Raw genomic sequence first — 12,026 nt, 5'->3', positions numbered from 1 at the left:
TCCCGGCACCGCCCGCCTACGCGGCGGCCCTGGCCCTCAGAACCTGACCGGCCGCCCGCCCCGGGGGCCTCCGGCCCGGCTCCTCCCCGGGGCGGGCGGCCGGTCAGGTTCTGAGGGCCAGGGCCGCCGCGTAGGCGGGCGGTGCCGGGAGGTCCGCGAGGTACCAGCCGGCGAGTGAGGCCGGGTCGGGGCCCGTGCCGACGTACGGCTCGGCCAGGCCGTCCGCCAGGCCCGCGCCGGTGGCCTTCAGGTAGGCCTCCTTGCGGGCCCACATCCGGGCCATGGGGATCCGCCGCCCGGACGCCGGCAGCGCGGCCAGCTCCGCCGTCTCGGACGGGTGCAGCAGGTCGATGACATCCGCCACCACGTCGTCGCCGGGCACCTTCTCCACGTCGACGCCGACTGCCGCCCCCGCGAACGCCAGGTACGCCATGTCGTCGCTGTGCGAGAGCGAGAACTGCACCCCTGCTCCCGCCACCGCGGGCCGGCCGTGCGGCGCGCCGCAGCAGGGACACGACTCCCGGATCAGCGCCACCTTCTCCGGAGCCAGCCCCAGGTAGCCGCCGAGCAGCAGGCGCAGTCCGAGGTGGGAGGCGACGTAGCGGTGCCGGTCGCCGGGCCGCACGAACCGCTCCGCCCGGTCCCGCTCCTCCGCGTCCAGCAGCGGGAGCGCCTCCGCGACGCGGTGGCCGCCGACCACGTCGAGTGTGGTGTCGAGCGACCACGCCGCCACGGCGTCACCCTGCGGCGGCTCGCCGGTGCGCGGCACGTCCACTCCGAGCCGGTTCACGTACGTCATCACCCGACGAGGGTAGAGGAGGCCTCCGCACGCCGGCCGGCGGCACCGGCGGCGAAACTCCCCTGCCACCATGGGAGATGGCCGTCGTGGAGCCGGCCGCCGCCGCTCACGCCCAGCCCGGCCCCGCCCGCGGCAGTGGCGGTCAGCGCGCCACGGCGGGTATGGAGCGGCCGGACGCGGCACCGGGGGAGGGGGTTCCGTCCGTCCAGGCGTAGACGTGCCTGCCGCGCACCGCCACCTGGTACTGGTGGGCGTCCCGGCACTCCGGCCGCTCCTGCGGGCGTATGCCCCGGGGCCACCACTTGGCGTCCAACTCCCGCCCCCGCGGCCGCTTCGGCGCACCGGCACGGCACTGCGGCCCGTCGAGCGGGGTGGAGCCCAGCGTGAAGCGGATCAGGCGCGCCTCGCCCCCGGTGGTGCGTGCGTGTATCCGTATGTCCCTGGCGTCCCCGGGCACCCACGACGGCAGCGTGAACGCCTCCGGTCCGCGCCGCGGCGCGTCGGCGGCGGTCGGGTACCGCCTGCTCTCCTCCTGGAACACCTGGTCGGTGATCGGGTCCGTCAGGGGGTTGGGCGGGAGGTTGGGCAGCGCGAACGCGGCGGTGGCGACCACTGCGGCCACGGCGGCGGCGATGACGAGGGGACGGCGGTTCATGCCCTCAGTCTCGGTCGGGGGGCCGTCGTCCCGCGTCCCTCCCCAGGACGAACGTGAGATCTGTCTGAGGTCTGATGGGGACCGGTACCTGAGGACTGCACGGTCCCGGTGGCAGGCCTGACTTGTGACCCCGTGCGGTCGGCGCGGGGCGAGCCGACAGCCGACGGGCGGCGCCCCCACGGCTGCCGGGACCACGGCTCGCGCCCCGACACCCGGGACACGCAGCGCCGTTATAGCGGGCGCGGGGATCGGCGGCGTCGTGCCCCGCTCCCGAGCGGAGGCGTCGCGCTGCGGCGTGCGGCTCCCGCGCTGGTCCCCCGCTCCCGCTCCAGGAGGTTCCGTGCCCCGTCGTCGCACCCCCGCCCGCCCCTCGGCGGCCGCCGCCGCCGCGGCGGCCGTGCTCGTCCTCGCCCCTGCCGCTCCGGCCTTCTCCGCCTCCACCGTCCCCGCCGACAAGCCGCAGGTGCTGAGCAGGTGGACGCAGACCGGCTCCGCCGGCTACAACGCGTGGGCCGCGGCGCGCTCCGACCCGGGCCCGTGGGCCGCGTACGGCTTCGACTGGTCGACGGACTACTGCTCCTCCTCGCCCGACAACCCCCTCGGGTTCCCCTTCCGGAACGCCTGCGCCCGCCACGACTTCGGCTACCGCAACTACGAGCGGGCCGGGACCTTCCCGGCCCACAAGGCCCGCCTCGACGACGCCTTCCACGCGGATCTGCAACGCGTGTGCGCCTCCTACTCGGGCGCCCGGAAGACGTCCTGCGACGGCACCGCCTGGACCTACTACCAGGCGGTGAGGGCCTTCGGCGTGTCCTCGCACGACACTCCGCCCGACGGCCCCGCAGCCTGAGCCGGGGCCCGTCCACTGCCGGGACTTGGCGCACGTCAGCAGATCGAGCGAACCACCGGCGAACAGAAGCCGGCCCCCGCCCCCTCGAACGAGCGGAATCCGCGGGGTGCGGCGCCGCAGTCCGGTGGAAACCCGGCGCGCTGCTCCGGTGCGTCGAAGACCTCGGGCGGGTAGGAGGGCCGGTGGTCGGCGCAGCGGGCGGCGGCTGGACGGACACGCCGGAAGCGGGCACCCGCCCGGCCCGTACGGCCGCCCCCGCCTCCCCGGGAGAGGAGAGGGCATGGCGGCAGCACGGGCACGGTACGTGGCCGGCCTGGTCGGAGCACTGGAGCGGTACGGGGACCGGCCCGCCCTCGGCTCCGGCGGCGAGGTGCTTGACTTCGCCGGGCTGCTGGCGCGCGTCCACCGGCTGGCGGGCGAGCTCGCGGACCGCGGTGCCGGGCGAGGTACGGGCCTCGCCTGCGTCTTCGGCCGCAACCGGACCGAAGTAATCCAGCTGCGGCTCGCGGCGCACGTGCTGGGCGCCCGCCTCACCCAGGTCGTCGCCGACCCGTACACCTCCGGGCTGGAGTTCGTCCTCCGCGACTGCCGGCCCGCGCTCGTCGTCCACGACATCCCCGTGCCCGCACCCGGCGCCGGGGTCCGCCTGCTGCCCCTCGACACACTGCTGCGGGCCGCCGACGCCCGCGATCCGGTCCCCGTACCCGTGGCCGCCCGGGAGGACGACGTGGCCCGCGTGGCGTACACCGGCGGCACGACCGGCGTCCCCAAGGGGGTGGCGACCACGTTCCGGGCGCTCGCGGCCCGTACCGACGGGCGCGCCACCCGTGATCGCGGCGAGCCTCCCGCGTACGTGTCCGTCACCTCCCTCGCCCAGCGGGCCGGCGGCCGCTGCCTGGAGCAGCTGCGCGCCGGCGGCCGTACGGAGGTCCTCGCGGCCTTCGACCCGCGGGAGTTCGCGGCTGCCTGCCGGCGGCTGGCGCCCGCGGCCTCGTACCTGATGCCCGGCATGCTCTACCGGCTCCTCGACGACCCGGCGACCGCCGACGGGATTCCCGGGCTCGGCGTCATCTCGTACGGGGCCGCACCCGTCCTGCCCGAGCGGCTGCGGGAGGCCGTCACCCGCTGGGGCGGCCGCTGGCAGCAGGGGTACGGGATGAACGAATCCGCGGTGATCTGCCGGCTGACCCCCGCGGACCACGACGCCGCGGTCACGGACCGGCCTGACCTGCTGACGTCGGTCGGGCGGCCCGCGGCAGGCGTGGAGGTCGAGGTCCGCGACCCGCAGGGCCGGCCGCTGCCCGCCGGGCGGACCGGCGAGGTGTGGACCAGGTCGGCGGCCGTGATGTCCGGCTACTGGGGCCGCCCCGACCTGACGGCGGCCGTGCTCCGCGACGGCTGGCTGCGCACCGGCGACCTCGGCCACACCGACGCGGACGGCTACCTGCACCTCGACGACCGGGTCGCGGACGCGGTGATGGTCGACGGGGACAACGTGTACTGCCTGCCCGTGGAGGCCGCCCTCGCGCGGCATCCGGCGGTCGCCCGCGCGGCCGTGGTGGGCCGGCCCGGCGGGGCGGCGGGGGAGGAGGTGTGCGCCTTCCTCGTCCCGGCCGCGGGCCGCACCCCCGACGCGCCGACCGCGGCGGAGGCCTGTGACCTGGTGGAACGCGCCCTCGCCCCGGCCTACCGCCCGACGGCGGTGTTCTGGCGGGAGGACATCCCCCTCACCCCCCACGGCAAACCGGACAAACGCCTCCTCCGTGAGGAAGCGGCCGCCCGGCGCTGAACGACCGCCTCCGGGGGCGCCGGCCGCCGCTGACCGCGGCGGGCCGGCCCGGCGGGTCGGCCCGGCGGGTCGGCCCGGTCCGGAAGGAAATTCGGCCGCATTTCGCGTGCCGAGTGCGAAAGGTGCTCCCTGCCCGTGGGCCGGATCCGGACAGCTACGGGAGCGGAGCAGCCCCATCCACTTCGGCGAGGCACTTGGCCTTGAACGCCGTGTAAAGGCCGGGAAAAGAGTCTGACCAGCGTGTCCGCTGGTCAGATAAGGAGAGTGCCCCCGGCAGGACTCGAACCTGCGGCCAAGTGCTTAGAAGGCACCTGCTCTATCCACTGAGCTACGGGGGCCGGAAGGCGGCCGTGTCGGCCTGGAGCCCCGGGGTGGGGGTGGGACTGTCGTCCGTGCCGGGTCAAGGATAGGGCTCCGGTCGCCTTGTCCCGGTTGCTTCACCCGCGTGCCACGATGTGGAGGTTCGGTGAAGCGGTCCCGATAATCGCAGGCAGGTGCGATTCTCGCATCGCTTTTGCGCCGCGTCGGGCCGGGTGTTGTGCACTCGTTATGCCTGCGCCCCACTCGTCTGCTCTGACCGGAAGGTCCCTCTGGAGTCGCGGTCGGCGCGCAGAGGGCGTATAAGCTTCAAAAAGGGTCCTAAATTGGGCATTCTTCACATGTGGTGACCTTGGATGTTCGGCCTCAGCTGCTCGATGCCCTGTCCGCCCTGCGCGACCGGGTCGCGTCCGTGCGTCTGCCGCTGCCCCTTCCCGGCGCCCCGCGCGCCCGCCAGACCAGAGCCGAGCTGCTCGCGCAGCTCGACGACTACCTCGTACCCCGCCTGAAATCCCCCGAGGCGCCGCTCCTCGCCGTCGTCGGCGGGTCCACGGGGGCCGGCAAGTCCACCCTCGTCAACTCCCTCGTCGGCCGCCAGGTCAGCGAAGCCGGCGTGCTGCGGCCCACCACCCGGGTCCCCGTCCTCGTCTGCCACCCCGACGACCACCACTGGTTCGCCGGCATGCGGATCCTGCCCGACCTGCTCCGCGTCTGGGCGCCGCCCGACGAGGACGACCCGTACCCCGCCCGCGACCGCGGCCGCGGCACCACCGGACACGCCGGACGCGGACGCGGCACCCCCGGCGGACGAGGCCGCTCCGGCTCCGCCGCCACCCGCGAGCTGCGCATCGAGACCGTCACCGGCCTGCCGCGCGGCCTCGCCCTCCTCGACGCCCCCGACATCGACTCCCTCGTCGTCGAGAACCGGACACTCGCCGCCGAACTCATCTGCGCCGCCGACGTCTGGGTGATGGTCACCACCGCCTCCCGCTACGCCGACGCCGTGCCCTGGCACATGCTGCGCACCGCCAAGCAGTACAAGGCCACCCTCGTCACCGTCCTCGACCGCGTCCCCCACCAGGTCCTCGCCGAGGTCTCCCGCCAGTACGGGGCCCTCCTCACCCGCGCCGGCCTGGGCGACGTGCCCCGCTTCACCGTGCCCGAGCTGCCCGAATCCGCCGGCGGCGGAGGCCTGTTGCCCGCCAGCGCCGTCGCACCGCTCGGCGCCTGGCTCGCGCACCACGCGCAGGACCCCGCCGCCCGCCAGTACGCCGTCGGGCGCACCGCGCTCGGCGCGCTGGACTCCCTCCGGCGCCGCATGCCGGAGCTGGCGTCGGCGGTCGCCGCCCAGTACGCCGCCGCCGTACGGCTCACCACAGCCGTCGAGGACGCGTACCGGAGGGAGGGCAAGCGGGTGCGGGCCCGGCTCGACCAGGGCGCCGTCCTCGCCGGGGACGCCCTCACCCGCTGGCGCGGCTACCCCCTCGACACCACCGCCGACGAACTCCTCGACTCGCTGGCCGAATCCCTCGCCGCCCTGCTCCAGTGCGCCGTCGCCGCCGCCGAGGAGCGGATCGCCGGGGCATGGCGGCGCGAACCCGCCGCAGGAGCCCTGCCGGCGCCCGCCGCCGACCGGGAGGCGGCGGAACGCATCGGTCTGGCCGTCCGCCGCTGGCGGCGCGTCCTCGAAGAGCTCGTCGAGGAGGAGGTCGCCGCCCTCGACCGGCAGCCCCCGCCGGACCCCGACGCCGTCACCGCGCTCCTCGCGGCCGCCCTCCTCGGCGGCAAGCGGGCCCGGCCCGCGGGGGAGAAGCTCGCCGAGCGGATCGGCGTCCAGGCCGCCGTACGGCTGCGCGACCGCGGCGGCGAACTCGTCGCCGAACACCTCGAAGAGGTGCTGCGCACCGAACGCGACCGGCGGCTCGCCCCCCTGGAGGCCCTCGAAGTGACGCCCGAGCCGCAGGCCGAACTCATCGCGGCGCTGTCCGTACTGCAGAAGGAGAGGTGACGCGGTGAGCGCCCTGGCCGACCGCACCGACGACCGCTGGGACGACGGCCTGATCGCCCGCTCCCGCCCCGTACCCGGCGAACCGGACGACGAGGACGGCGACGAGGGCGACGACGCACTCGTCCGCGCCCTGTCCGGCGCCGGCAGCGACGGCGGCCGCACCCCGCCGCCCCCGCTCAGCCCCGAGGCGCAGGCCCTGCGCTCACGCCTGGAGGCGCTGCGCCAGCTCGTCGCGCTCTCCCGGACCCGCCTCGACGGCCAGACCCTCGCCGAGGCCGGGCGCGTCCTGGACGAGGCGGCGGCACGCCGGGGGCTGTCCGCGCAGCACACCGTCGTCGCGATCGCCGGAGCCACCGGAAGCGGAAAGTCCACCCTGTTCAACGCCCTTGCCGGAGTACAGATCTCCGAGACCGGGCTGCGCCGGCCGACCACCGCCGCCCCCATCGCGTGCAGCTGGTCCGACGGCGCGGCGGGACTGCTGGACCGACTGGAGATCCCCGGCCGGCTGCGGCGCCGCCCGCGGGAGACGCCCGAGGCGGAGGCGCTGCGCGGCCTGGTCCTCGTGGACCTGCCCGACCTGGACTCGGCGCTGGGCGTCCACCGCGACCACGTGGACCGCGTTCTCGCCCTGGTCGACGCCGTCGTGTGGGTCGTCGACCCGGAGAAGTACGCGGACGCGGTCCTCCACGAGCGGTACCTGCGGCCGCTCGCCGGGCATGCCGAGGTGACGTTCGTCGTGCTCAACCAGGTCGACCGGCTGCCCGGCGAGGCCGCCGACCTCGTCCTGGACGACCTGCGCCGGCTGCTCGACGAGGACGGCATCGCCCTCGGCGAGCACGAGGAGCCCGGCGCCACCGTCCTCGGGCTGTCCGCCCTCACGGGGGAGGGCGTCGGTGAGCTGCGCGAGCTGCTCGGCCAGTTCACGCAGGAGCGGGGCGCGGCCACCCGGCGCATCTCGGCCGACGTCGACCGCGCCGCCGGCCGGATGCGGCCCCTGTACGTGGCCGAAGGCCGCCCGGGAGCGGAGATCTCGGAGCAGGCGCGCGCCGAGTTCGAGGACCGGCTCGCGGAGGCGGTCGGGGCGAGCGCGGCCGGCCTCGCCGCCGAACGGGCCTGGCGGCGCAACGCCGGGAAGGCGTGCGGAACCCCCTGGCTGCGGCTGTGGCGCTGGTACGAGAACCGGCGCGCCCCGCGCACCCTGTCCGGGCTGGCTGCGCTGGCGGCCATCGGCGGTCGGGGCACGGGCCAGGCTGCGGAGCCGCAGTCGCCGGCCGAGGCGGAGGTGACGGCCCGGCAGCGGGTGGAGCAGGCGGTCAGGGCGGTCGCCGACGCCGCGGCGACCGGGCTGCCCGACCCGTGGGCGCAGGCGGTGCGCGAGACCGCGGTGCGGGGCGGGGAGCAGCTTCCGGAGATGCTGGACGAGGTCGCGCTGACGCTGGGGCCGGCCGCTTCGCCGCCCGGCACGAAGCCGCCGCGGCCCGCGTGGTGGCCGGCGGCGGTGCTCGCGCAGGCGGCGATGACGCTTCTTCAGATCTATGGCGGATTGTGGTTGGTGGGGCAGATCGTGGGCGTGCTGCCGCCGCACCTGCTGCCGCCGGTGCTGCTGATGGCTTCGGGCATCGTCGGCGGGCCGCTGGTGGAGTGGACCTGCTCGCTCGCCGCCCGCGGACCGGCGCGGCGGTACGGGCAGGACGCCGAGCGGAGGCTGCGGCAGGCCGCGGCCGGCTGCGGGCGGGCCCGGGTGCTGGAGCCGGTGGCCGCGGAACTCCTGCGGTACCGGGAGGTGCGCGAGCAGTACGCGGCGGTGGCGAGGTTGTCCACATCCCGCTCGTAATCCACAGGCAAAAACGGAACTTGGGGGTCCGGGCGAGTCTTGTGGTGCCCGTGCGGAGAGGCCGCGCGGGCACGACGAGGGGAGGCGGCCGCCGTGAACGACACGCTGGTGACGCTCGTGGGGTACGTGGCCACGCAGATCGACTACAAGGAAACCGCGAACGGGCCGTCCGCACGGTTCCGATTCGCGGTCACGCCAAGGTATTTCGACCGCCGGAAAGACGCTTGGACAGACGGGTCCACCAGCTTCTACACGGTGTGGGCCCGGCGCACGCTCGCGGTCAACCTGACCGGTTCCGTTTCGGTCGGGGAGCCGCTCGTCGTGCACGGCCGGCTGCGGGTCCGGGACGACCCGCCCGACGCGGAGGGGAACCGCTGGTTCTCGGCGGAGATCGACGCGACCGCCATCGGGCACGACCTCAACCGCGGCACCGCCGCGTTCCGCAGGATCACCAGGGCCGAACCGGCACTGATGGTCGCTCAGAAGGCGGCGGTGGTCTGAGTGTTCGATGAGGCTAGGATTCCCCGGTACTCACGGGCACCTGGGTCTTTGGCCCGAAGGGGAAGACTGTGTCGATTGGCGTTCCCGCATCCTCCGCTTCATATTCCGCTTCTGCTGCTGCGGCTGATCCGCTACCTGATCCGCTGCCTGCCGGGGCCCGCGCCGCGGCTCCGGCGGCAGGCTCCGCCGCGGCCCGCTCCCCCAGACCCGGCGGCGAAGCGGCCCCCGCGGCGGGGCGCGGCGCGGCGCGCCGCCCCCTGGCCGCCGCGCTGCTCGCCGCGGCCCTCACCGCCGCGCCCGGCGCCCGCGCGGCCGCCGACACCGGCATGCCCGCGCCCCGGACCGCGGAAGGGGCCGGCGCCGTGCTGGACGGGCTCAAGACGTACGGGCAGGCGGTCCTGCGCGCCCCCGACGGCTCGGTCCGGCAGATCCCGGCCGGGCTCTACGAGATGCGGGTCGACGGCGGCGGCACCCTCCAGACGTACGGGGTCGGAGTCGCCGGCCACGCCCAGCCCCACGCCCGCTACACCGAGAGCGCCTGGGGCGGCAGCCCCCTGGCCGGGAACGCCGAGGCGGGCCGCATCCGCTGGGTCCTGGAGCACTCCTATCCGCAGCTGAACGACCTCGCCGGACTCGCCAAGGCCGCCGGCGCGGGTGCGCTCACCGCGGAGAGCGCGGCGGCCGGAACCCAGGTGGCGATCTGGCGGCTCGCCGACGGCGCGAGCGTGGAGGCGGCCGACCCGGCCGCCGAGAAGCTCGCCGACTACCTCCAGCGGTCCGCCGGCCGGCTTCCCGAGCCGCCGGCCTCGCTCGGGCTGGACCCGGGCAGCGTGTCCGGCCCGGTCGGCAGCAGGATCGGCCCGGTCACGGTCCGTACGGGCGCCCAGAGCGTGTCCGTCGCCCCCGACGCGGCGGCCGTCGCGATGGGCGTCCGCATCGTCGATGCCGAAGGCAAGCCGGTCACGGCCGCCGCCAACGGCAGCCGGCTGTACTTCGAGGTGCCCGCCGGCACCCCGGACGGGACCGCCTCCGTCACCGTGCAGGGCTCGACGAAGGTGCCGGTCGGACGCGTCTTCACCAGCGGCATGCCGACCCAGGCCCAGATCGTCGCCGGCTCCAGCGCCTCCGCCGTCAGCGCGCAGGCCACCGCGCTGTGGCCGGCGGCCGTCGTCACCGAGGCCGGCGCCGCCGGCGACACGACCCTTCCGAATACGGTCGCGGCGGCCGCCTCCTCGGAAACCACCCCCGAGGAGGAACGCCTGGCCACCAGCGGCAGCTCCGCGGCCACCCCGGTGATCGCCTCCCTGGCGGTGGGCTTGGTGGTCCTGGGCGGCCTGGTGGTCCTCCTGGTCCGCAAGCGACCGCTGGAGGAGGAGGAAGGCGCCTAGCCACGCCGCCGCCCAACGAGGTGCCGCACCTCCCGAGGAGCGGCGGCACCGCGGCACCGCGGCCGCCCGCGCGTCCGCTGTACGGGGGCTGAGGGAAAGCTGACCGGTTCCCGGGCGGTGGGCCGGGGTAAGCGCGTGGGGTGGCGGATCATGAGATGACCTTGAGAGGGACCGCAGCGCGCTGGGACCGGGCGCTGTTCGACGCGGTGGCACGGCGCCACTGGCCGGGTGGGGAGCGGGTGCTGCCGCGCCTCGGGCGGGCCGCCAACCACGGAGTGCTCTGGGGAGGGACCGCCCTCGCGATCGCCGCGTTCGGCTCCGCCCCCGCCCGCAAGGCGGCACTCCGGGCGAGCGCCTCCCTGGCCCTGGCCTCGGCGACGATCAACACCATCGGCAAGTGGTCCGTACGCAGGGCCCGGCCGCTGCTGGACGGGGTGCCGGCGGTCCGGCAGCTGTCCCGGCAGCCGCAGACCACCTCCTTCCCGTCCGGGCACTCGGCGTCCGCCTTCGCGTTCGCCACCGGGCTCGCACTCCACGCGCCCGCCCTGGGCGCCGCGGTGGCACCCGTCGCCGCGTCCGTCGCGTTCTCCCGGGTCTACACGGGGGTGCACTACCCGTCCGACGTCGCCGCAGGCGCGGCCCTCGGCGTGGCCGCCGGGTTCGCCGTCCGCCGCATCGCGCAGCGGCTGGAAGGCGCACGGGCCGTCCCCGGCGACGAGCCGGACGCCGTCGACGCGCCCGCCCTGCCCGACGGGGAGGGGCTCGTGGTGGTCGTCAACGCCGGGTCCGGCAGCGCCGCCGCGGCCGGGCTCGACGTCTTGAGGGACCGGCTGCCGAAGGCGGAGATCGTCGAATGCGACGGCCCCGACCTGCGGCGCGAGCTGAACGCCGCAGCGGGCCGGGCCGCCGTGCTCGGGGTGTGCGGTGGCGACGGCACCGTCAACGCCGCCGCCACCACGGCCCTGCGGGCCGGACTGCCGCTCGCCGTGTTCCCCGGCGGCACCCTCAACCACTTCGCGCTGGACCTGGGCCTGGCCGGTGCGGAGGAGACCTGCCGGGCCATCGCGGAAGGCCGCGCCGTCAAGGTCGGCGTCGGCCGCTTCACGCCCGGCCCCGAACCGGTCGCCGCACCCGGCCCGGACGCCGATCCCGATCCCGATCCCGATCCCGATCTCGGTTCCGACACCGCCCGTGCTTCCGGCCGCGCCGCGGAAGCCGAGCCGGCCGCGCACCCCGGCGGCGGGGCTCCCGCCGGGTACTTCCTCAACACCTTCAGCATCGGCGCCTACCCGGAGCTGCTGCGGCACCGGCTGCACTGGGCGCCCCGCATCGGCGGCGGCCCGGCCATGGTGCTCGCGGCCTGGCGGGTGCTGCGCACGCAGCGGCCCGTGCGGCTGCGGCTCTCGGGCCGGCCGCGGAACGTCTGGCTGCTGTTCGCCGGGAACGGCACCTACCACGGCACCGGCCCCGCCCCCCGGCGCCGCGACAGCCTCGCCGAGGCCCTGCTCGACGTCCGCCTCGTGCACGGCGGCGGCCGGCCCGGGCCGCGGCTCCTCGCCGCCGCGTTCGCGGGGCCGCTCTCCCGGTCCCCCGTCCACACCGCGACCCGGCTCCCGCACCTGCGCATCGACGACGTCCCGCCCGGCACCCCGCTGGCGTACGACGGCGAGTACGCCCGGGCCCCGCAGTCCCTGGTCGTCGACACCCTCCCGCACGCACTGACCGTCTACCGCCTCAGCTGACCGGCCGGGCGGCCGCCGGACGCGCCGTTCCTGCGCCTTTCCTGCGGCTCCGCCGCAGACCAGCGCCGTGATCCTGCGGGTCGGCGGGGGTCGGCGGGGCCGCGGCGGCAGAGGTGGCAGGGGAGCCCGGCCGGGGCTGCAG

Annotated in this window: 9 protein-coding genes and 1 tRNA gene; 7 read left to right on the top strand and 3 right to left on the bottom strand. The window is 76.2% G+C overall.

Going from position 1 to position 12,026, the window contains the following annotated elements:
* Positions 1–103: 103 nt before the first annotated feature.
* Positions 104–799: a 4'-phosphopantetheinyl transferase superfamily protein gene (locus EF903_RS18695; protein ID WP_260615572.1), complete on the bottom strand. Its 696-nt coding sequence runs from the start codon at positions 797–799 to the stop codon at positions 104–106.
* A gap of 142 nt (positions 800–941) precedes the next feature.
* Positions 942–1,454: a hypothetical protein gene (locus tag EF903_RS18690; RefSeq protein WP_125544647.1), complete on the bottom strand. Its 513-nt coding sequence runs from the start codon at positions 1,452–1,454 to the stop codon at positions 942–944.
* A gap of 397 nt (positions 1,455–1,851) precedes the next feature.
* Between EF903_RS18690 and EF903_RS18685 the strand changes: the two genes are divergently transcribed.
* Complete coding sequence (locus EF903_RS18685; RefSeq protein WP_125544651.1) at positions 1,852–2,304, top strand: phospholipase; 453 nt, start codon at positions 1,852–1,854, stop codon at positions 2,302–2,304.
* Between the two features lie 280 nt (positions 2,305–2,584).
* A complete protein-coding gene (locus EF903_RS18680) occupies positions 2,585–4,093 on the top strand; it encodes a class I adenylate-forming enzyme family protein (RefSeq protein WP_125544645.1) in 1,509 nt (502 codons plus the stop codon).
* A 265-nt stretch (positions 4,094–4,358) separates the two neighbouring features.
* Here the strand turns inward: EF903_RS18680 and EF903_RS18675 are convergent.
* A tRNA-Arg gene (locus EF903_RS18675) sits at positions 4,359–4,431 on the bottom strand.
* 332 nt (positions 4,432–4,763) lie between these two features.
* Here EF903_RS18675 and EF903_RS18670 point away from each other — a divergent pair.
* From EF903_RS18670 to EF903_RS18650, 5 genes are all read left to right on the top strand, one after another.
* On the top strand, positions 4,764–6,419 hold the full coding sequence (locus EF903_RS18670; RefSeq protein WP_125544643.1) for a GTPase domain-containing protein: 1,656 nt from the start codon (positions 4,764–4,766) through the stop codon (positions 6,417–6,419).
* A gap of 4 nt (positions 6,420–6,423) precedes the next feature.
* Entirely contained in the window at positions 6,424–8,253 is a 1,830-nt protein-coding gene (locus EF903_RS18665; RefSeq protein ID WP_125544641.1) for a GTPase, read from the top strand.
* Positions 8,254–8,346: 93 nt separating this feature from the next.
* Positions 8,347–8,754: a single-stranded DNA-binding protein gene (locus tag EF903_RS18660; RefSeq protein ID WP_125544639.1), complete on the top strand. Its 408-nt coding sequence runs from the start codon at positions 8,347–8,349 to the stop codon at positions 8,752–8,754.
* Positions 8,755–9,116: 362 nt separating this feature from the next.
* On the top strand, positions 9,117–10,142 hold the full coding sequence (locus tag EF903_RS18655) for a thioester domain-containing protein (RefSeq protein ID WP_260615569.1): 1,026 nt from the start codon (positions 9,117–9,119) through the stop codon (positions 10,140–10,142).
* Positions 10,143–10,303: 161 nt separating this feature from the next.
* The gene (locus tag EF903_RS18650) at positions 10,304–11,884 is read left to right on the top strand and encodes a bifunctional phosphatase PAP2/diacylglycerol kinase family protein (protein WP_260615567.1); all 1,581 of its coding nucleotides are present in this window, start codon (positions 10,304–10,306) and stop codon (positions 11,882–11,884) included.
* The last annotated feature ends 142 nt before the right edge of the window (positions 11,885–12,026 follow it).

The sequence above is a fragment of the Streptomyces sp. WAC05292 genome (genome assembly GCF_003949955.1).
Classification (GTDB): domain Bacteria; phylum Actinomycetota; class Actinomycetes; order Streptomycetales; family Streptomycetaceae; genus Streptomyces; species Streptomyces globosus.
This window is presented reverse-complemented; position numbering and strand designations above follow the sequence as displayed.